A 20,343-nucleotide genomic window follows, 5' to 3' on the forward strand; every position below is an offset into this window, starting at 1 on the left:
TCCTGTCGGGACCGCCGCTCAAGGATAGTCGCCGGTTTGCTCCGGCTTCGGGCTGAAGCCCGCGTAGATGAACGGCCACCGGCTGATCTTCGAGGTGTCGAAGCTCGAAGGAGATCAGCACGATGACCCCACCCGATAGTCTGCCTCTGCGACGCGTCGCCGGTTCATCGGTCACCTTCGTGTGCGCCGTGGAGAGTGCCCCAAAGCGTCGGGGTCGGCCGCACCTTGCCGCCCAGGCCGTCGCTCGTCAACCACCCATGGACCAGGTCCGTTGTTTCGCGCGGCGGGACGGCGAGCTCATTTCCCGCCGCGCGGTCGCCTGGCTTCACGGTCGCGTCCATGCCGACCTTCGTCACGGTGCCGTCCTGCTGCATGGGCACGTTACGGTCGCACGGGACGGCCGGCACCAGGACGAGGTCCCGCTCCCAGCGCATCCGGCTGGTGCGGGCCCATTGGACGTGTTCGGCGTCCCAGACGTCGACGTCCGAGTCGACAACGGTGACCTGCTTGATCATGCTCACGGCGGCGAAGCAGCCGAGGATCGCGCGCTTGGCTTGCTTCCGCTGTTCCGGAGGGAGGGCGACGACGACGTCCACGCGTCCACCCCCGGAGAGAGTCACCGCGAGATCAGTGGTCTGACAGCCGAATCCGCGCAGCGCATGCCGCAGGCCGGCGGCGATCGGCAGCGCACCGAGGAAGGAGTGCTCGGCGGCGAGGCCCGGGAGGATCACCTGGATCGAGGCGTCGGCCCGCCTGGTCACTGCGGTGACCTCGAGGGTGCACCCGTCGCCGTAGTCTTCGTACATGCCGTGGTATTCGCTCACCAGGCCCTCGTGGACCAGCCGGTCGATCCGCAGCACACCCTCGATGACCACCTCCGCGTCTGCGGGCACGAGCACGTCGTTCGTCGTGGCCCTGACGACCCGGACGGGCTCGCCCAGCAGGTGACCTGCGTGCTCCAATTCGTCGTCGCCGAGGCCGAGATAGAAGCAGGCCGCCAGCTGGATGGCGGGGTGGCTGCCCAGCGTGACCGCGACGGGTAGGCCGCGTCCCGCGGTCGCCGCCGAGCGCGCGAGGGCGCTGAGGTGGTGGTTAGGGGCGATCCCGACAAACCCTGTCGTCTGTTCCAACGGCTTGATCCGGGCGTAGGAGGCGTTGCGGTGACCGGTGACCGGGTCGTGGGCGACGATCATTCCCGCAGTGATGTACCCGCCGGAGTCCTTCTCGAAGAATGTGGGCGTGACCACCTCGCGCCAGACGTCTGCCGCGGGGAAACGGAGCTCCTGGCACGGGGCAACCGTGACCTTCTCGGTTGGCTGCCGGGAAGCGATGGCCGTGGACAGTGCATCCAGAATACCGGACTTCGGCACCCCCAATGCTGCCGCGATCCGTTCGCGATCGGTCAGCACGTTGCCAATGACGGGCAGCGCCGAGCCGCTGACGTTGGTGAACCGCACCGCAGGGCCCCGATCCAACAGCGCGAGCACGCCGCCGAGCTCGAACCGCGGGTCCACCGGCCGATCAATGTCGACGAGCTCCCCGCAGCGCGCAAGGGCCTCGACGAGGCCGCGCATCGACTGATCGCCCCCACGGACTGCGCCGGCCCCGACCCCGGCGTCCGCGCCTATCAGATCGTCTTCCATGTCCGTGCCCTTCGTCCACACCGTACGCAATCCGGTCGATCCGACCGACCGGTTGCCGATTGTCGGTCTCGATGACGGAGCGGTCCACATGATTCCCGATCTACGGGAATCATGTTCTCGCGGCGCCGGCAGGGTGCCACCTTTGCCTGCCATGGAAGCAACTCACGGCCAGCTGGACGCAGACCTCATCCTCACCGGAGTGGTGCCACTCGGAGAGGACACCTTCCAACGCGGATGGGTCGCCGTCACCGCCGGTGTGATCACCGGTGTCGGTGAGGGGCACCCGTCGGTCCCGGCCACGCGGCGGATCGATGCCGGCGACTCCTTCGTCCTGCCCGGTGCGGTGGACGCCCACGTGCACTCCTACTCGCATTCCGGGGAGGGGCTGCGGGCCTCCACATCGGCCGCGGCCGCTGGCGGAGTGACCACGATCGTCGAAATGCCCTTCGACGCGACCGGCCCGATCCACACCACCGAGCGCCTCGACGCCAAACTGGCGAAAGTCGCGGAGGAGGCGGTCGTCGACGTTGCGCTGCTCGGCACCCTCACCCCAGGAGGGGGATGGCGTCGCGCCGAGGAACTGGTCGGCGCGGGGGTGGTCGGATTCAAGGTGTCGCAGTTCGACACCGACCCGTTCCGGTTCCCGCGCATCTCCGACGCCGAACTGCTGAATGTGATGAAGGCGGTCGGCGAGGCCGACTCCGTGCTGTGCGTGCACGCCGAGAACAACGAGATCATCCAGGCGCTGCTGGCCGACGAACGCCACCGCACCGCGTCGGACCCTCGCGCGCACGGCAGGACCCGGCCGCCGGTGTCGGAGACGCTCGGCGTGCTCACCGCCATGGAGATCGCCGCGCACCAGGGCAACGCGCTGCACCTGTGCCACCTGTCGCTGGGCCGCTCGGCCGACCTGGTGCGCTGGTATCGGGAGCAGGGGGTCGACATCACCTTCGAAACCTGCCCTCACTACCTGGTCTTCACCGAGGACGACATGCTTGAGCAGCGTGGCCGGTTGAAGATCAACCCACCGCTGCGGGACGAGGCGAACCGGAGCGCAATGTGGCGGGCGGTCAGTACTGGTCTGGCCTCGGTCATCTCTTCTGATCACGCTCCCTGGCCGCTGGAATTCAAGGACCATCAGCGAATCCTGGACAACCATTCCGGAGCCCCGGGCACCGAGACGCTGGTGGCCACCACACTCGGTGCGTGCCTGCGCCGCTACGGGGCCGGCCCGGAGTTCTCCCGGGTCGTGGCCGCGCTCACCAGCAACCCGGCCGAGCGATATGGCATCGGACATCGCAAGGGCCGGCTCGCGCCCGGATACGACGCCGATATTCTGGTCCTTACCCCGACCGAGGACTGGCGGATCGACGGCTCGGCCCAACACTCCAACGCTGGGTGGAGCCCTTACGACACGTATGTCCCCGGCGCTCGGGTCGCACTGACGCTCAGCCGCGGCACGGTCGTCTGGGATGCCAACAAGGGACTCATCGGTACCCCGGGCCGCGGGCTGCAGGTGCGTCGGAGGTGAACATGACGATCGAGCAGCCGGCGGTCGGCGAGCTGTCGTCCCTGGCCCGCGGAATGCGGATTCTCGAGTTTATCCAGGACCAGGGGCAGGCGCAGGTGTCCGAGGTGGTCGAAGCACTCGCAATCCCGACGTCATCGGCGTATCGCTACATTCGGCTGCTGAAAAGCGCGGGGTTCCTCGCAGAGGTCAACGGCGCACTGCTGCCGACGGATCGGCTCACGGACCGCTCGGTGAACCGGAGTGAGCACCTGGTCGACATCGCCCGTCCGGTGCTCACGCGACTGCTCCGCCGCAGCGGGCTTGACGTCGCGCTCACCGTGCGCGTGCACACCGCCGCGTTGTGCCTCGATACCCGCCGCGGTGGATCCGGTGGCGTGGCGCTGCATCCCGGCGAGGTCCTCGCGCTGCACTCGGGGGCCAGCGCGACCCCGCTGCTGGCGACCGCTCCAGAGTCGGTGCGCCGGCAGGTCCTGCAAGGCAGGCTCCAGCGGTTCACCGCCGCCACCCCGGACGCCGCCGCCCTGCGGGAGGAGCTCGCCGGTATCCGCCGGCGCGGTTACCACATGACGCACGGCTGGCTGACCCCGGGTATGAGCGCACTCGGGGTACCGCTGATCGTCGCCGGTTCGTGCCTGTGCACGGTGTCCCTGGTGGGCCGGCATGCCGAACTCGCCGACGTGACCGAACCGCTGGCGCTGCTACGCAGCGCAGTCGACGAGATCGGCGTCGGCCTTCCGCACGCGGTGTCCCGCGCCTGGCTGTCGCCGGACGCTGAGGGCTCGCGCGGCGAAATTTGAATCCCCTCAGGCTTGGGCAACCCCAGGTGCCTGGAACGCACGTTGATGGCAAGGAGACTCAATGCGTGAAAATACTGCCGTAGCCGCCCGCTGTGGTGCGCTCGGCGACGGCCGGAAGCAGGACGCATGATCAGCGACCCGGAGCTCATCACACCGAATGTCGAGCGAATGTCCGAACGGTTTGCCGCCCTCGCCGAGTTCCACGACTCGACGGTGCCGGGGTGGAGCCGGGAGGTGTTCTCCGAGCCGTACCGCGCCTCCCGCGACTGGGTACGCCGGCAGATGGCCGACGCCGGGCTCGACCCGGTGACCGACGCGGCCGGGAACATCGTCGGCAGACTGCCGGGACACCGTGGCGGGGGACCCGCCCTGGTCACCGGGTCGCATACCGACACGGTGAGTCAGGGCGGGCGATTCGACGGGATCGTGGGCGTGCTCGCGGGGATTGAGGTTGCGCAACGGCTCCGGGAGACCGGTACCCGGCTGGAGCATGATCTGGCGGTCGTGGACTTCCTGGGAGAGGAAGCCAACGACTTTGGTATCTCTTGCATCGGTTCCCGGGCTGTCACCGGGGTGCTGCGGGCCGAGCACCTCGACCGCGTCGATGGAAACGGAACCCGGTTGGGGGACGCTGTCACCGGATTCGGGCTGGACCCACAGCGGATGCTGCGGCAGGCCTGGCGCCCGGCTGATGTGCACGCCTACGTAGAGTTGCACGTCGAGCAGGGGCCTCTGTTGGAACGATCGGGCACGAGCATCGGCGTGGTGACCGCGATCGCCGGGATCGATCGGCTGCTGCTGCGCTTCGCCGGCCAGTCCGGACACGCGGGCACCACCGCGATGGCCGAACGGCACGATGCGCTGGTCTCCGCGGCCGCGGCCGTGCTCACTGTCGAGCGGGTCGGTTGCGGGGCGCCGGTGCACGGCGTGACAACTCCGGGCTGCATCGAGTCGAGCCCCGGCTCGATGGGGGTGATCACAGATCAGGCCCGGCTGTGGGCGGAACTTCGCAGCGTGGACAGCTCCTGGCTTCGCGGTGCGCGCAAGCAGATCGTCGATGAAGTGGTAGCGGAGGCCCGGCGTCGCGGCGTGCAGGTGGATGTCGACCACCTCACCGATCAGGACCCGGTACCCACCGCGGAGCCGCTGCAGGACGTGATCAGTCGGTCCGCGGACGCACTCGGCCTCTCCTGGAGGGCGGTGCCCTCCGGCGCAGGCCACGATGCCGCGCACCTGGCCCGGCTGGCACCGATGGGCATGATCTTCGTCCCCTCGGCGAACGGGCTCAGCCACTGCCCCGAGGAGTTCACCGCGATCACCGACATCGAACAGGGGGTGCATGTACTCGCGAGCACCCTGATGTCGCTGGACCGCATGTCACTGGACCGCCACGCCGTCGCGCGCGCTGTGTAGGAGGCGGAACTGCAATGACCACAGCCACTGTCGCCCGGCGCTCGGTCGTCGCGGCGTCCCTCGGCCACGCGATGGAGTGGTACGACTTCACGGTCTACGCGTTCTTCGCCGGCTACATCGCCCGCAACTTTTTTACGAGCGACGATCCCAAGTCGGCGCTGATCGGCGCCTTCGTCGTGTTCGGCACCGGATTCGTGGCGCGCCCGCTCGGCGCCGTGGTGATCGGCCTGTACGGTGACAGGAGGGGCCGCAAAGCCGCGCTGACGCTCTCCATCGGCACCATGGGTGTCGGAACACTGGTGCTCGCGCTCACCCCGTCCTCCATGTACATCGGGATTGCGGCGCCGATCCTGCTCCTCGTCGCCCGTCTCCTGCAGGGGTTCTCCGCGGGCGGGGAAATCGGGGGCGCCGCGGCCTTCCTCGTCGAGCACGCCCCGTCGGACCGGCGGGCCCGGTACGCGGCGTGGCTGCAGGGGTCCATGGGGGTGTGCAACCTCATCGCCGCACTCGCGGGGATCACCATCACCACCGTGCTCCCCGAGTCAGCGGTGAACGACTGGGCGTGGCGACTCCCGTTCATACTCGGCCTGCTGATCATCCCGGTCGGCGTCTACATCCGTCGAAAGCTTCCCGAAACGGAGGCATTCGAGCAGAACAATGCCGATGTGAAGCAGCAGCGAAGTCCCGTCCTGCGGTTGGTCCGTGAGTACCGAGGACAGATACTGACCGGCTTTCTGCTCTCGGTGCTGTGGACGATCTGCGTGTACGCATTCGTCATCTACGGGCCGACCTATTACTCGAGCACGCAGACCGGCCTGGGATTCACCGCTCGACAGACGTTCCTGGCATCGACGGTGGGCAATATCGTCCTGATCGCGGGCTGCGTGGTCGCTGGCCGCGCAGCCGACCGGCTCGGCGCGAAGCGGGTGATGGTGGCCGGTGCGTTCACCTTGCTCGGGCTACCGCTGCCCTGCCTCCTCTGGTTGCACGCACAGCCGACCGTCCCGACACTGCTGGTCGTGCACAGCCTGCTGTGCGCGGGCGTCTCAGCATTTGCCGGGGTCGCGCCGTCCGTACTGCCCCGGGCCTTCCCGGTTGCCGTGCGTGCGACGGGGGTTGCGCTGAGCTACAACATCGCCGCGACCCTCTTCGCGGGGTTCACACCGGCTCTCATGGCTTGGGCCACCGCTGCCGTGAGCCCCTACGCCCCGGCTCTGTGGGTGGCAATCGCATCCATAGCTTGTCTGTTCGCGGTGCCGGCACTGTTCCGTCAGATCGCGGACACGGAGGAACGGGAACCGAGGACGCACGGACCCGTAGCTGCGCCGACGGGCCATCTCGACGTCGGACGCGGAATGGATGGCCGGGTGAACCATGCCGAACCCGTGCCGGGCCATCCGGATATCCATTGATGCTCCGGCCAATGTTCTTCATTCCTGATGAACTCTCCGGGCTACTGCGCGAATTCCCTACCCCGGGACAGCGAGAGCAATCCTTCCCGTTCCTTTCTGTGGATGGGCTGGGTTCCGCACAGCGTGCTGCTGACCAGATCGGAGCTCGAGCCTGCCGCCGACGGCGTTCGGTCGCTCGCGGTGCTGGCGAGTAGCGGCTCCCGCGAGAACGTGCTTCGACCCGGGACCGTAGATCTGATCGCGATCGACGGCCTGCAGTGCCACCACGTGAAACTGGGTTTGATCAACACTATCGACAACGGCGATCTGCTGGGCTGTGCATCCGAGGTCATGAGTCGCAAACGTGACGACATCGGAGTTCCAATGCAGCCACTGACGTTCTGCGCTACAGCCGAAATCGTGGTGCAGGACTGGACGTCCAGACACTCATTGCTGGCGCGACTGGACCGGCAAGCCGAGCAGGAGGAGTCATGACAACCTCGGATATCCGGCGCATCATTGTCGGCATCACCGGCGCTACTGGTGCTCCCTTCGCGGTGCGCATCCTGCAGGCGTTGCATGAAATTCCAGAAGTGGAAACACATCTCGTCATGAGTCGGTGGGCGCGGACCACGATCGAAATCGAGACCCCACTTTCGGTGCGTGCGGTGGCAGGCCTCGCGGACGTCACGTACAAGCCGGGTGAGCAGGGCGCCGCGATATCGTCGGGTTCGTTCCGGACGGCCGGAATGATTGTGGTGCCGTGCAGCATGCGCACCCTGGCGGCGGTGCGTCACGGTATTGCCGACAATCTGGTCACCCGAGCTGCCGACGTGGTACTCAAGGAGCGTCGCCGACTGGTCCTCGTGCCTCGCGAAACACCGCTCAGCGAAATACATTTGGAGAACATGCTCGGATTGAGCCGGATGGGAGTTCGGATTGTGCCACCGATGCCGGCCTTCTACAACGCACCCCGAACCATCACTGACATCGTGGACCATGTGACCATGCGGATTCTGGACCAGTTCGACCTGCCAGCGCCGCAGGCGCGTCGCTGGCAGGGACTGGACGAAGCCCGGCGCGATCGGGCGGCGACCGCACTCGACCGTTAGCACTCCAGCAGCACTTGACGTTTTCCCTGTTCAGGGGCGGCTTGGGTGAGTTTAGTGGGCTGGTTGCCGGCCTGTTTTCTCTTTCTCGGGCCGCCCCTCGATCATGGCGGCCTGGGGCCGGATGTTCCGGGCGGCGCGACTGGCACGAGGCCGAGATATGAGGTTCCCCTCCTGCTGTGGAGACCGTGACCGGAGGGATAGTTGGGGTCATGGCATCCGGGAAGCGCATCTACGACGCTGAGTCCCGCGACGGGGCGGTACGGATCGTGACGGAGACCGGGAAGCCGATTCCGGAAGTGGCTGAGGATCTGGGTATCCACCCGGGGACGTTGCACAGCTGGGTGTCACGGGCGCGGCGCAACGGGTCGCCGTCGTCGGAGGGACTGGCCGCATAGATCGTCTCCACGCTGCGAGGGGATTGACCTCGATTCGTCAGCGGGGTTCGGTCGCTGATCGGTTCGACGGTTCGCCCGTAATGTCCTCTACTCCTGGAGAGCGGGCCGTCGCGTGACGCTGCGGCTGCGCCGGGTTCCACAAGCCCGGAGACTGCGGGGTTCTCCTCCTTTCTGATCCTTGTCGGGGCGGTGCTGGCGATCAGGTGACGGCCGGAAGCTGGGTGCGCCTCATCCAGCTGGTGGTGAACGCCAATGCCCAGGGCCAGGTCCGCTCGATGCGCAGATAGCGGCGGCGGGCGTGGCGGGACAGGCGGGCGTGCAGGTGATAGAGGCGGAAGCGCATGGTGTCAGGCTCGGCGTCCGCCAGGTCCTCGCTGTCGTGCAGGGTCAGCAGACGGAGCCAGGCGTCGAGATCGCAGGCGAGGTTCGCGGCGAGCATCCATGCCGTGTTGATCTGCCATGACTGTGAGAGGGCGGTATGAGACTTGATGCCCGATTCTTCGTTTCGTGCGGGGCAAGCGGGCAGGCCGTGGCGACGTCGGTCGGCTACGGCCGGGGCTGGGTGAACAAGCCTGGTTCGGTCTCGGCCAGGATCCCGCGGTCGGCCAGCCGCTTGAGTTTGAGGCGGACCTTGTTGATGTTGTTGGGCGCGACCGGCAGGTCCATCGCCTCGCACACCTGCCGGGCCGGCAGCGGGTGGTCGGCGGCGGTGAACACCGCCATGATCTGCTGATAGGCCGGATGGTCCGGCAGTTTCGGGGCCGGCGGCGCGGGCGGTTGCCGGTCGGGCAGCTCCAGCAGTGTCTTGCGGGTGATGCGGACTTCTTCGGCGGTCCGGCCGAGTTCGTCGACTGGGCGCCACCGCGCATCCCACCGCGTCCTGGGTAGCGCAGGCGGCGAAGAACCTTGCCATGGACCTCGAGGACGCGGGACGCCACGCGCGCTACATGATCAGGGACCGGGACGGGCCCGATACCCTGCTCGAAGACTCCTTCCGCGGCCTTCCCCCTGTGGAGTACCTGGTCAACACCCTCCCCGCCGGCCGGATCGCGGATCGGTACAAGGCAGGTGAGAACGCACGTGAGTTGAGCGCAGCTTTTGGCTGCAGTCGGGCAACGATCTATAAGGAGGGCAGCCGGAATACGCCGAAAACGTGCCGTAGGCCGCCCGCGGTGGTGATCTGAAGCTCGCTGGCCCCACCGGTGGGTCACCCGTTCGTGGGTTCTTCTGACGATTCGCGGCGGGGTGCCTGGATGGCTTCTTCCCTGGTCATGTGCTTGTGGTGTCTGTGATCGGCTCAGCCGTGTGTGCTCCGTACGGGTGATGCGGCCGGGATCATGCGGCGCATGGCTTCGGTGGAACGAACCGCGTACCCACGGTTCAAGCGCACGATCTCCTCTGGCGAGTTGCACGAGGCGTTCACCCCCGGCACGGCCGAGGTAGCGTGGGTGCGCGGCAAGGCACGCTCGCCGGAGCATCTGCTGACGCTGGTGGTGATGCTGAAGAGCTACCAGAGGACAGCACTACGACCATGCGGTGGGCGCCGGGGACATTGTCCCTGGCGCCCGGCGCTGCTGCTACTTCTTGTGGCAGCCCCACTTGCCGTTGACCTTCGTGTAGTGCTCGCCCTTGGGGCACTTCTTGTGCTTCGGCGTCTTCGTGGGGGTCGGTTTGGGGGCATGCGGGTTATGGGCCACTGTGGCGTTCGCCGGTGTTGCGACGGCCGCACCCGTAGAGGCCACTGCAACTCCACTGACCAGCATGCCTGCGGCGACGCTGGCGACCAGAGTGCGTACGATCCTGCTTCGCATGATCGGCTACCTTTCTGTAGTCGGCGTCAGTGCCTCTCCATCGATTCTGGGCACGGCTTCACCCAGCGCGCATCTCAGCTTGACATTTATCCTCGGCGGGCTTGGTGTTCCTTGATCGACTTGGCGCGTTTGACAGTCTTGCCGACGTCGTGGCGCTTGGCCCGGTGCTTGTTCTTCGAGCCGGGAGGCCGCCCCGGGCCCGGCTTGGACGGTTTTGGTGCGGCTGTCGGACGGGCCGGAGGCTGTGGCAGGACTTCCTCACTCGGTGGTGCGGCGGGTCGTTGGGCTTACAGCGGGCCGCGGCTGCGCCGTTGGAGACAGGGCTCGGTTCGAGGGGATGGAGGACCGGCCGATGAGTGACGTCAGAGGGTCATCAGGGTTCGGCCGTCGTCGATAGCGGCACGTGCTGTCAGGAAGGCCAGGCAGCCCTATCGTGCCGCAACCCGCCGCGCTGCGGACCACGGCGTGATCGCAGCCGCCGCTGGACTGCAGCACCACGGGAGCGGCACTATGGGGCTGCCTGGCCTGCCACTTCCCCCCGTAGTGACAGGCCAGGTCTGTTTCTGACGCTGGCGCTGCTCAACTGGAGGAGAACTTGACCGTCTTGCTGTCGGCCCCGACCGACCGGCGGAGCTGAGGGTGCGTCACAGCTGGGGCGTGCGGCATGAGCAGAACCGGACGATCTGGTTGGTGAACTGGGCTGTTGACACGATGAGTTGGGACGAAGGCGGGGGTTTCGTGCGTGATGACAGGCGGCAGATCCAGACGGCGGTGCTGGGCAGGTCGGTCAGCGGCCGCTCCAGTGGACAGCGCCGGGTATGGGGGTGGCGAGGCAGCGGCGGATGGGGGACAGTGCGGTGGGCTGCGAGGGACGGCCGAACGCGCCCCTGAATGCGATGAGGAGGTCCTCCACACGGGTACTGGCCGGTGGGACGTCGTCCCGGACCGGGCACTTCGTCGTGGACGGTAGTGGTGCGGATTCGTGCTGAGTGGCCGCTTCGGCTTTCCAGAGCGGTAAGAAGTAGGAGGGTTCGCCGTCGAGGAGCTGCACGAGCCGCTCGACGTCTTCCCACTCGCCGGTGATGGAGCCTTTCAGCAGGGCGGCAATGTGGTCCTGGTCGAGGGTGTTGCCGCTGGTGACGGCGATGGCCCAGGCGGTGGGGCTGCCTGCGCGCTGGTGGAGGAAGCGCAGCGCGGAGGCGAGTGAGGCGGGTGCGGCCTGGCTGTCGCGGCGGGCGTTGGAGGCCTCCCAGACGCGGCGCAGGACTTCGGGGTCGGCGCCGCAGGCTCGGGCCAGCGCGGCAACGTACTTCCAGGTGGGAAAGCGTTCACCGGACATGAGCCTCGACAGGTAGCTCGCGGACAGGCCGGTGCGGGTGGCCAGGGCTCTGAGGCTGAGTCCCGAGGCACGTTGGAGGCTGCTGAGGACGGTAGCCAGGTCCTGTCCGGCCAGGGTCGCCGGAGGCACGGTGACGGGGGCGGGCGGCGCGGCGCGGTCTGGACTGTCGGCGTACGACTAAGCTGGCTCTGGCAAGATTTTCGTAGGCGGAGATCATCTCGGTGACACGGTCGGCCGCGGTCTGCGTAGCGGCGGCGGAGGTGGGCGATCAGAGCGACGCGGTGGCGGAGGAGAGGGACGCCGGCGCGTCCAGCCATAAGACGTTTCTGCAACTTCACGTCGGTGATGCGACCTTCGTTGACGCCGGAGTTGTATGTGGTGGTGATTCCCTGGGCCACGGCCTGTCGGTCCTCGCGAAGGGCTCCGGCGAGACCGACGAGTGGAGCTATGCCGCTGTCTGCGAGGTCGTGAGAAGTTGTTGAGCACGATCGCGATACGGACCTGGGGCGGGTAGAGGCTGCGTAGGTAGCGGCAGAACTCCAGGAACCTCGCGCGGTTCTTCCTCGGCTTGATATGGCCGTAGAGCTTGTCCCTGGCCAGGTCGTAGGCGGCGAACAGGTGGCGGACCCCGTGGGGGCGGGTGTAGGTCGCCCGCCTGCGGGGCCTGGGCTCCCGGTCGGGGTCCTTGTGCCGTCCGCCGCGTTCGGCCCATTGCCGCCCGGGGTGTGGCATCAGGTTGAGCGGCCCGAACTCATCCATGCAGAAGACGACTTCGGGCTCGCCCTCCTCGGGTATGACCTGGCCGTCGGCGATCGCGTAGATGTGTTCGACGCGGGCCTTCTTGGCCGCATATTCGGGGTCGCGCGAGGTCTTCCAGGTCTTCAGGCGTTGAAAGGTGACGCCTTCCTCGCGGAGCAGGATGCGCAGGCCCTCGTGGCTGATGTCGTCGACCACCCCCTCGGCGACCAGGAAGTCCGCCAGCTTGGTCAGGCTCCAGGCCGAGAACGGCAGGCCGTGCTCGGCCGGCCTGGACTTCGCGATCTTCTTGATCTCGCGACGCTCAGGCAGGGTGAACGTCTTGGGCCGGCCGCCCTTGTACTTCGGATAAAGAGAGTCGAAGCCGTCGGCGTTGAAGTTGTGGATCACGTCCCGGACCCGGTCATCACTGGTGAAGGTCACTTCGGCGATCTTCGCCACGGGGCATGCCCTGCGCGGAGAGCAGCACCATCTGGGCCCTCCGCCAAGTCACCACCGACCCGGTGCCCCTTCGGATGATCTGCAGCAGCCGTCTGCCCTCGTCATCATCGATGTCGCGTACGCGCACTCGTTCCGCCACCCGGACAGGGTGAAGGCCGCGCGCCGCCCGGCACAGCACCAAGACGGCGCGTCAGGTCACAACAGGGCAAACGTTGCCTGATCCGGAGTGCTATACGCCTGTGACGCCATCGATGCGTTCCCGAAGCAGGTCGGCGTGGCCGTTGTGGCGGGCGTACTCCTCGATCATGTGGACGTAGATCCAGCGGAGGCTGACGTCCTGCTCCATGAAGCGGCCGGTGTCGGTCAGAGCGCGGTCGGCGCAGTGCTCGCGGGCGCGGGCGATCTCCGCGCGCCAGGTGGCCAGAGCGTCTCCCAGGGCGGCGCCCTCGGCCAGTGTGAAGCCGCCGTCGGGGCCTGACGGGTCCGCCTGCGGGTCGTAGATGGGCGGGGCCTGTTCTCCGGCGAACACTCGGCGGAACCAGTTGCGCTCCACCTCCGCCATGTGCTGGACGAGGCCGGTCAATGTGAAGACGGACGGCGGCACGGATGCGACGGCGGCCTTCTCATCGTCCAGGCCCTCGCACTTCATGGCGAGGGTGGTGCGGTGGAAGTCGAGCCAGCTTTCCAGCGTGGTGCGCTCGTCGGCGTTCAAGGGCGGCAGGGGGCGTTCGATGTTGGCCATCGATCGATTATCGCCAACGGCCGAATCCGCCGACAGGCGGGACCTCACATCAGGGTGAACGTTGCTTGATGCGGCACTGGCTCGCTGGCTGCCGCCGTCTGTACCGCCGCTACGAACGCAAGCCAGAGCACTTCCTCGCGTTCCTCCATCGCCGTGGAACTTCACGTAATCTCCCAGCAGCAGCGTCACCTTCCCCACGCATTCGTTCGGGCCTGGTGCCCTCGTCGTGCATTGGGCTCTGTGTGGGTAGTGGTCAGTCCCACCAGCCGTCGCCGGCGTGCCAGCGTTGCACCCATTCCAGGAAGCCGACCGCCTCCGGCATCGGATACGGGTAGGCGCCCACCACCGTGATCACCCAGACCTTGCCTCGCTGGGGACCGGTCACGACCAGGACCCAGTAGGAGGGGCCGTCGTCAGTGCCGAGCACGATGCAGCCGTGGTTGTAGACCTCGGCGACGCGCTCGTGATGGCCGTCGGCGAGGGGTTCGCGCCTTCCCAGGCCCAGGCCTCCTGCAGCGGAAACGGGGCGGCGGGATTGCGGTCCCTGTTGTACGGCCAGTCCGGTGGGAGCCAGCCCAGAGGGAGGAGGCCCCCATCTTCCGGCGGTCCGAGGGACGACCCGTTGGCGATCTCGGCGATCAGACTCCGGTACGGCTCCGGAAGTACGACCCCGTGCTCGGATTCCCACGCCGAGACGCCATCGTGTCCCAGTGCCGGCTCGCGCCACCCCGTCTCAATTGCGGAGCGCGCAGGAACTGCAGGGTGTCCTCAGCAGGGCGCTGATCAGGTGATGTAGTTGTCACGGCAGCATGCTTGCAGAAGGGACTGACAGGCCCCCGTGGGGCCATCGGCCTCGAACATTTGGGCAGGGAAGTTGGCCCTGCCACTGAGGAATTACGAACCGAAAGGCGAAACCGGGCATCACCTCAGATGCCGCCCTCTGGGGGCACTCGGTCGCGCCGATGAGCGGACATGTCTGCCAGCCCGCCGAAAAAACCCGTTGCGAGTGACCCGCATCGGATGTCTGATTGATCGCCCACCGACCAGGGAGGGCACATGAGGACGTCGCTGCCCACCCCCTCGTTGCACACCGCTCGTCTTCGACTGCGCGCCTTCGAAGACACGGATGCGAACGACCTCTTCGCGCTGCAGAGCAGTGCCCACATCCTGCGTTACTGGGACTCGCCACCGTGGACCGAACGCTCGCGCGCCGAGAAGTTCATCACTGCTTGCCGGCGGATGGAACAGGAGGGCACCGGGGCACGGTTGGCCGTGGATCGTGTCTCAGACGGGGCGTTCATCGGCTGGTGCACCCTGAACAATTGGAATCCGGACTTCCGCAGCGCATCGCTCGGCTACTGCTACAACCATGCAGCGTGGGGTCAGGGCTACGCGACCGAGGCCGCGCGCGCTCTGCTGGGGTGGGCGTTCGACACGCTGGACCTGAATCGCGTCCAAGCCGAGGCCGATACGCGCAATGTGGCTTCCGCCCGCGTGCTGGAGAAGCTCGGCTTCGTGCGGGAAGGGACGTTGCGGGAGGACTGCATCGTCAACGGCGACGTCTCCGACTCGTGGGTCTACGGGCTGCTCAGGCGGGAGTGGCAGCCGTCGTCCGAGCCGGTACCCACCCGCTGAGTTCCGTCGCTCGGCACCCGGCATCGGCTAACCCCAAGCAACTGCGACCCCTTCGAGGCGACACCAGCCGCACCGCCTTCGCGCCCCTGCCGTCTCCACCGCTCCACCGATCGCTCTGACACGCGCAGCGCGGTGGCGACAGCGCGGTTCGTCGCCCCGGCCTCGACCCGGGTCACCGCGTCCAGGCGCACCCGCTCCCGGGCGTCCCTCTCAGCGTCGGTCAATCCACCGCCCTGCGCATACCTCACAGCGAAAGCAGTACAGCGGCCCAGGTTCACCGCTCAGTCCAACGGCCCCGACATCACCCGATCAAGCTCAGTAGCAGCTCCCGCACCGGCATCGGTCCGTCCTGCGGCTCCAGCACCCGGGTCCGCACGGGGTGTCCCGACATCCGGGAGTACTCCGTCTTCGCCTGGTACGGCGGAGCCGACACGACCTCGCAGCGGCGTTCAGACGATCTCGAGGTTGGCCATCATTCCCATGTCCTCGTGTTCGGCGTTGTGGCAGTGGAAGAGGTAGCGGCCTCGGTAGCCGTCGAAGCGGGTGATGATCTCCGCCGATTCGCCCGGCCTGAGCGAGATGGTGTCCTTGAGCCCCGCGTCGTGGGAGAGCGGTCGCCTCCCGCTGCGCGAGAGCACCCGGAACCCGACCAGGTGCAGGTGGACGGGGTGGTGGACGTCGGCGATCAGCCGCCACACCTCTACGTCGCCGAGCCGGACGGTGACGTCGGAGCGGGCCGGGTCGAAGGGCTGCCCGCCGATCAGCCATCCGTGGCCGCCGCGCATGCGCCCGGCACGGAACGAGAAGTCGCGCACCCGCACGGCGTCCGACCGGCGCCAGGCCGGCAGATCGTCGGACAGGACGCGTGGGATTCGGCTGTCGTCGGGGGCCGTGCGTACGACCCGGAAGGCCATCACGTCGCGGGTACGACCGGTGCCGAGCCGGTTGACGATCCTGACGAGGCTGCCGACCGGGACCCCGGTGAGGTCGAGGACCAGGTCGTAGCGTTCGGCCGGTGCGATCGGCAGGGACCGATGGGTGACCGGCGCCGCGAGCAGCCCCTGGTCGGCCCCGACCTGGATGAGATCGAGCCGGCGCCCGTCGTCCGTGACCGCCTCGAGTTCGTAGTGCCGGGCGTTGGAGGCGTTCAGGAGGCGCAGCCGGTAGCGGGCCGCGTCGGCCTCGTGCACGGGCCACGGGGCGCCGTTGACGAGGATCACGTCCCCGAGTACTCCGGCGAGGTAGGCCTCGCGGACGCCCGGCCGCCCCCGCAGGGTCGGGTCGAGGGCGGGGTAGTGGAGATTTCCGTCGCCGTCGAACGCACGGTCCGCGATCACGAGCGGAAGTTCGCATCGCCCGGCGGGCAGGCCGAGCGAGTCCTCGGCGTCGTCGCGCACGATGTGCAGCCCCGCGAGTCCCCGCCAGATCGCGGGGGCGGTGAAGTCCATGCGGTGGTCGTGGTACCAGAGCAGCGTCGGCCGCTGGTCCATCGGGAACGTGTAGTCCCGCCTGAGCCGGGTCACCACCGCCCGGGGATCGTGCATCCCCTGCACGCCGCTCATGCCTGTCATCCCGTGCATGCCGCTGGTTCCGTGCATGGTGTGGACGGCGTCCGGCCAGCCGTCGGGCAGGACGAGGTCGGTCGGGTATCCGTCGGAGCTCGGCGCGGTCCGTCCACCGTGCAGGTGCACGACGGTCGGCACGGGCAGTTCGTTGTGATGCGTCACGGTGACCGACCGGCCGCGGCGCGCCTCGATCGTGGGGCCCGGGAAGGTGCCGTCGTACGTCCACATCGGTGTCCTGACGCCGGGCAGGATCTCCAGGGTCGCCTCGCGCTGGGTGATCGCGTAACGGTCCACGCCGCCCGCGGTGCCGACCGGCTTCAGTACGGACGGGAGCGGCAACGGCACCTGGAACGCGGGCGGCAGTGGTACTTCGCTGCGCAGCTCGGCCCCGGTGACCGGGGGCCGGCGCGACAGCGTCGCCGCGGTCAACACTCCGGTGGCCGCCATCACCCCGAGCGCCCCGCCGACGCCCAGCATCCGGCGCCTGTTCATGGTCGGCTCACGCACGCTCTGCCTCCTCACGAGGGATCGGCTGCTGCCAGACGGCGATGAACAGCACGACGAGCCCGACGATGGTCAGCACGCCCAGTGGAAGGTGCAGCCACAGCGCGCCGTCCAGCCCGGCGAAGTACTGCACCGTCTCGGCCGCCACCAGTGCCGACGTGGCGACGAACGGCCAGGCCTGCCGTGAGCGGACCCAGACCACGATCGCCGCGATCGCCTGCAGATAACCGATGGAGGTGACGACGTTCGCACCGAGCGCATGCCAGCGCAGGCCGTCGAAGTCACCACTCAGATACACGCCGGCGAACGCGGGTTGGCCCAGGATCGCGACCACGTGCGCACTGACGAGAGCCCGCATCACCCATCCGGTGACCATCAGGTATCCCCCTTGCTTCGTTCCTGATTCGCCTCCGACGCTATGACTGCTGAGTTATCTTGTCTAAGATCAATATCGCTATACAGCTATGCATGCGGGGGCATGAGGGACAGTGGCATGGATCTGAACTCGCTCAGGCAGTTCCTCGTGGTGGCACGACTGGAGCACCTCAGCCGCGCGGCCGACGAACTCCGCGTCGCCCAACCGTCATTGAGCCGTACCATCGCCCGCCTGGAGAGCGAGCTCGGTGCGCCGCTGTTCGACCGGGGCGGCCGCCTCCGACTGAACGAGGCCGGGAAGCTCTTCCGCGGTCACGTCGAACGCTCCCTGGGTGAGCTCGAGGCAGGCAGGCGGGCGGTCGCCGAGGCCACCGGCGAAGGTGTGCGCACCGTACGGCTGGCTTCGGAGACCTTCCTCACCCTCACCGGGCCGCTGGCGGCGTTCAAGCGCGCTCATCCCTGCGTCGAGGTCGAACTCCACTGGTCCCCGGCCGAGGACATGGCCCGCCGTCTGCGCGCCCAGGACGTCGATCTGTGTGTCGCCTCCCAGCCCATCGACACCGAGGGCCTTGAGCGCGCCCAACTGCTCGATGAGCCGGTGGGGGTGGGCGTGCCGCTCGACCATCCGCTGGCGGGCGTGACGTCGGTGAGCATCGAGGAACTCGCCGAGCAGCCCTTCATCACCGCCCGCAAGGGGCACTGGCAACGGCGCCTGCTGGAGCGGCTGTTCACCGCACGCGGTCTCACCCCGAAGATCGTCTGCGAGGGCGACGAACCCAGCGCCATCGCCGACCTGATCAGCGCGGGACTCGGCATCGGCCTCATCCCCGCCTTCGCGCGGCGTACGGCCACCCGCGCCCCGCTCGCCTGGGTCGCCGTCGACAGCCCCGACTGCCGTCGTACGGTCACCCTGTTCTGGGGCGCCGACACCCACCTGTCGAGCGCGGCCCGCCTCATGCGCACCACGATCATCAACTGGGAATGGCGAACCGCCGTTTGACGGTCACCGCGTTGGTTCACCGAGTTCCTCCGAGGATGCTCCGGCCGACTCCGCCGTTACTTGGCGGCATGTACGTCAGCTCTCTCGCCTCGGTTTGAGGGCGTCGAGGGAGCGGGCCCAGGCCAGCAGTTCGGGGGCGTCGAGCGTGGGCAACCACAGATCGGCCCGGCTGGCTTCGTCATCCTGCGGGCGGGGGCCTACACCCAGCACCCGCAGGCCGGCGCTACTGGCCGCTTCCACGCCGGTCAGCGTGTCCTCGACGGCCAGCGCGCGGTCCGGGTGGACACCGCAGAGCCGGGCCGCCAGGTCGTAGATGTCCGGGTGCGGCTTGGGGCGCAGGCCGTCCCCGCTGTCGGGGACCACGATGTGCTGGAAGTGCCGGAGAAGTCCGGCCCGTTCCAGGCTGCCTTCCACCACCACCCTCGGGCAGTTGCTGGCCACCGCGAGCGGGAGCCGGGCACTGAGCAGCCGGACGAGCTGGGCCGCGCCCGGCATTGTCACGGGGGCGTCGGTGATAAGCGCCAGGAAGTGGTCGAGAAGCGCGGCCGTGAGGTCTTTCGCGAGTTCGGCCTTGTGCACCGCGTGGGCCATCAGCTGGCCGCAGTCCTCGTAGTGCAAACCCATGGCCTGCTCGGCGAACCCGGGCGGCGGCTGGAGACCGTACTCGTGGAACGCCTGGTTGCGGGCCTCCTGCCAGTGGCGTTCGCTGTCCATCAGGGTGCCGTCACAGTCGAAGACGACGGCCTCGGGTGACCAGTCGAGCAGATCGAAGGCCGTGCTGGTCATGATTGCCTCCTGTACACCCGTCCGTGAAAATGCAGAATTTCGGATTAGTTGCTGAGGGGGGAATGGGTACTAGGCGAATTATTTCCGTTTCGGTGAATTGGGCAACTACTCCATCCAGTGACTCGACTGCCTCAAAAATGGGGTGTATGGGCCTGTAATGGCGACGGTGGACGACGGGCGTCCGAGGCGGCTCAACGCGCTTTCGTTGCAGTTCAGTTGGCTCATCTGTGCGCGTTGCTGCGATCTCGGCGTGCCGTGACCGCCATCGTCCGAACGAGTGATCGCACGAACAGACTTCGCAATTGACGCATGGCTGTGCTGACCTGTGCTCCAGGCGTACGCTGGCGCATTTGTATCCGCGAGCGCGTTCAGTGGGCGAGGGCTCAGGCCGACGAGACGATGGCGTCGTGGGGTTTCATGCGGCCTTCGCGACGGATGGCGAGGCCCTTGAGCTGCTACAGCATGTGATGTCGTCGCAGACGCTGCCTTCCGCTCCGGGGCTGCGGCGCGCCGACCGGGAGGTCTGGGCGGCAAGGTGGAGTGGTAGCTGCGCTTGGCGTCGTCCAGGCGCAGTGCGCTCGCCTCACCCTCGTATCCGGTGCTCACTGCGGCCGGCAGAGCGACCTCTCCCTGTACAGCCTGGGCACCCTGCGTGTTCCCCATGGACAGGCATGCCCGTTTTCTGGAGCCGCGGATGGGTCCGGCGCGAGCGCAGAAACTGTCAGAGTTCCGCGCTGTCAGCCGTGCACCCAGTCTGCGACGCCGGGAAGAGGTGCACCCCGCGCGATTTACAGTCCCATGCCGCGGCATCAGGGCTTGCGCAAGTTCCCGGGATCGCCCAACTGGCGTGAGGATGCCGCAGGTTGGGGTGGATGACAGAGCGGACACGGGATCCGTGATCATTCAGGTGTCTAAGCCAAGTGATCAAGAGGGTTCCCGTGTCCGCTGTCTCATCTTCCCCGATCCCTGCTGTGTTGGCCAAGTTGGGTCCGCTCCATCCGGACGACACGTCTGACCTGACCCTATGAGGGCCGGGCCCCCTTCCTTGCTCAGCCCGGTGGTACCTACTGTCCGGGTAGGTGCGAGCTCGGGAAGGAGGCCCTCAAT

Annotated in this window: 20 protein-coding genes and 3 pseudogenes; 10 read left to right on the plus strand and 13 right to left on the minus strand. The window is 67.6% G+C overall.

What is annotated here, in order from left to right; all coding sequences use genetic code 11:
• Positions 1-164: 164 nt before the first annotated feature.
• Complete coding sequence (locus tag ACWD5D_RS43030) at positions 165-1,643, minus strand: UbiD family decarboxylase domain-containing protein (RefSeq protein ID WP_451378221.1); 1,479 nt, start codon at positions 1,641-1,643, stop codon at positions 165-167.
• Positions 1,644-1,899: 256 nt separating this feature from the next.
• On the opposite strand from ACWD5D_RS43030, the gene ACWD5D_RS43035 reads away from it, so the two are divergent.
• The 7 genes from ACWD5D_RS43035 (at position 1,900) to ACWD5D_RS43065 (ending at position 8,282) form a co-directional block, all read left to right on the plus strand.
• Positions 1,900-3,174, plus strand: coding sequence for a dihydroorotase (locus ACWD5D_RS43035; protein ID WP_451378239.1), 1,275 nt, complete (start codon positions 1,900-1,902; stop codon positions 3,172-3,174).
• Positions 3,175-3,176: 2 nt separating this feature from the next.
• Complete coding sequence (locus ACWD5D_RS43040; protein ID WP_451378222.1) at positions 3,177-3,971, plus strand: IclR family transcriptional regulator; 795 nt, start codon at positions 3,177-3,179, stop codon at positions 3,969-3,971.
• Positions 3,972-4,097: 126 nt separating this feature from the next.
• Complete coding sequence (locus ACWD5D_RS43045) at positions 4,098-5,384, plus strand: M20 family metallo-hydrolase (RefSeq protein ID WP_451378223.1); 1,287 nt, start codon at positions 4,098-4,100, stop codon at positions 5,382-5,384.
• Between the two features lie 14 nt (positions 5,385-5,398).
• Complete coding sequence (locus ACWD5D_RS43050) at positions 5,399-6,796, plus strand: MFS transporter (protein ID WP_451378224.1); 1,398 nt, start codon at positions 5,399-5,401, stop codon at positions 6,794-6,796.
• Between the two features lie 102 nt (positions 6,797-6,898).
• Positions 6,899-7,270, plus strand: a complete 372-nt coding sequence (locus tag ACWD5D_RS43055; RefSeq protein WP_451378225.1) for a hypothetical protein — start codon at positions 6,899-6,901, stop codon at positions 7,268-7,270.
• On the plus strand, positions 7,267-7,887 hold the full coding sequence (locus ACWD5D_RS43060) for a non-oxidative hydroxyarylic acid decarboxylases subunit B (protein WP_451378226.1): 621 nt from the start codon (positions 7,267-7,269) through the stop codon (positions 7,885-7,887). The genes ACWD5D_RS43055 and ACWD5D_RS43060 overlap by 4 nt, the downstream gene beginning before the upstream one ends.
• A 209-nt stretch (positions 7,888-8,096) precedes the next feature.
• Positions 8,097-8,282, plus strand: a complete 186-nt coding sequence (locus ACWD5D_RS43065) for a transposase (protein WP_451378227.1) — start codon at positions 8,097-8,099, stop codon at positions 8,280-8,282.
• Positions 8,283-8,481: 199 nt separating this feature from the next.
• On the opposite strand, the gene ACWD5D_RS43070 is transcribed toward ACWD5D_RS43065, so the two are convergent.
• Positions 8,482-8,721: a hypothetical protein gene (locus ACWD5D_RS43070; protein WP_451378228.1), complete on the minus strand. Its 240-nt coding sequence runs from the start codon at positions 8,719-8,721 to the stop codon at positions 8,482-8,484.
• A 107-nt stretch (positions 8,722-8,828) separates the two neighbouring features.
• Entirely contained in the window at positions 8,829-9,005 is a 177-nt protein-coding gene (locus ACWD5D_RS43075) for a hypothetical protein (protein WP_451378229.1), read from the minus strand.
• Between the two features lie 188 nt (positions 9,006-9,193).
• On the opposite strand from ACWD5D_RS43075, the gene ACWD5D_RS43080 reads away from it, so the two are divergent.
• Complete coding sequence (locus tag ACWD5D_RS43080) at positions 9,194-9,466, plus strand: hypothetical protein (protein WP_451378230.1); 273 nt, start codon at positions 9,194-9,196, stop codon at positions 9,464-9,466.
• Positions 9,467-9,859: 393 nt separating this feature from the next.
• Here ACWD5D_RS43080 and ACWD5D_RS43085 read toward each other — a convergent pair whose 3' ends face one another.
• The 5 genes and pseudogenes from ACWD5D_RS43085 to ACWD5D_RS43105 form a co-directional block, all read right to left on the minus strand.
• A complete protein-coding gene (locus ACWD5D_RS43085; protein WP_451378231.1) occupies positions 9,860-10,093 on the minus strand; it encodes a hypothetical protein in 234 nt (77 codons plus the stop codon).
• A gap of 787 nt (positions 10,094-10,880) precedes the next feature.
• Entirely contained in the window at positions 10,881-11,561 is a 681-nt protein-coding gene (locus ACWD5D_RS43090; RefSeq protein ID WP_451378232.1) for a helix-turn-helix domain-containing protein, read from the minus strand.
• 294 nt (positions 11,562-11,855) lie between these two features.
• Positions 11,856-12,768: pseudogene (locus ACWD5D_RS43095) on the minus strand (IS630 family transposase); the annotation flags it as partial.
• Between the two features lie 90 nt (positions 12,769-12,858).
• Complete coding sequence (locus tag ACWD5D_RS43100; protein WP_451378233.1) at positions 12,859-13,371, minus strand: DinB family protein; 513 nt, start codon at positions 13,369-13,371, stop codon at positions 12,859-12,861.
• A gap of 253 nt (positions 13,372-13,624) precedes the next feature.
• Entirely contained in the window at positions 13,625-13,798 is a 174-nt protein-coding gene (locus tag ACWD5D_RS43105) for a hypothetical protein (protein ID WP_451378240.1), read from the minus strand.
• Positions 13,799-14,427: 629 nt separating this feature from the next.
• On the opposite strand from ACWD5D_RS43105, the gene ACWD5D_RS43110 reads away from it, so the two are divergent.
• The gene (locus ACWD5D_RS43110; RefSeq protein WP_451378234.1) at positions 14,428-15,006 is read left to right on the plus strand and encodes a GNAT family N-acetyltransferase; all 579 of its coding nucleotides are present in this window, start codon (positions 14,428-14,430) and stop codon (positions 15,004-15,006) included.
• A 44-nt stretch (positions 15,007-15,050) separates the two neighbouring features.
• On the opposite strand, the pseudogene ACWD5D_RS43115 reads toward ACWD5D_RS43110, so the two are convergent.
• The 4 genes and pseudogenes from ACWD5D_RS43115 to ACWD5D_RS43130 form a co-directional block, all read right to left on the minus strand.
• Positions 15,051-15,254, minus strand: a pseudogene (locus ACWD5D_RS43115) (helix-turn-helix domain-containing protein); the annotation flags it as partial.
• 62 nt (positions 15,255-15,316) lie between these two features.
• A pseudogene (locus ACWD5D_RS43120) lies at positions 15,317-15,439 on the minus strand (transcriptional regulator); the annotation flags it as partial.
• A gap of 16 nt (positions 15,440-15,455) precedes the next feature.
• Positions 15,456-17,078 (minus strand): multicopper oxidase family protein, encoded by a 1,623-nt coding sequence (locus ACWD5D_RS43125; RefSeq protein WP_451378235.1) that lies wholly within the window; start codon positions 17,076-17,078, stop codon positions 15,456-15,458.
• Positions 17,071-17,451: a hypothetical protein gene (locus tag ACWD5D_RS43130; RefSeq protein WP_451378236.1), complete on the minus strand. Its 381-nt coding sequence runs from the start codon at positions 17,449-17,451 to the stop codon at positions 17,071-17,073. Before ACWD5D_RS43130 ends, ACWD5D_RS43125 begins: the two co-directional genes overlap by 8 nt.
• A 117-nt stretch (positions 17,452-17,568) precedes the next feature.
• Between ACWD5D_RS43130 and ACWD5D_RS43135 the strand changes: the two genes are divergently transcribed.
• A complete protein-coding gene (locus ACWD5D_RS43135) occupies positions 17,569-18,450 on the plus strand; it encodes a LysR family transcriptional regulator (protein WP_451378237.1) in 882 nt (293 codons plus the stop codon).
• Positions 18,451-18,525: 75 nt separating this feature from the next.
• On the opposite strand, the gene ACWD5D_RS43140 is transcribed toward ACWD5D_RS43135, so the two are convergent.
• Positions 18,526-19,236 carry an HAD family hydrolase gene (locus ACWD5D_RS43140; RefSeq protein ID WP_451378238.1) on the minus strand — a complete coding sequence of 237 codons (711 nt, stop codon included), beginning with the start codon at positions 19,234-19,236 and terminating at the stop codon, positions 18,526-18,528.
• Between the last annotated feature and the right edge of the window lie 1,107 nt (positions 19,237-20,343).

This window comes from Streptomyces sp. NPDC002520 (genome assembly GCF_053595235.1).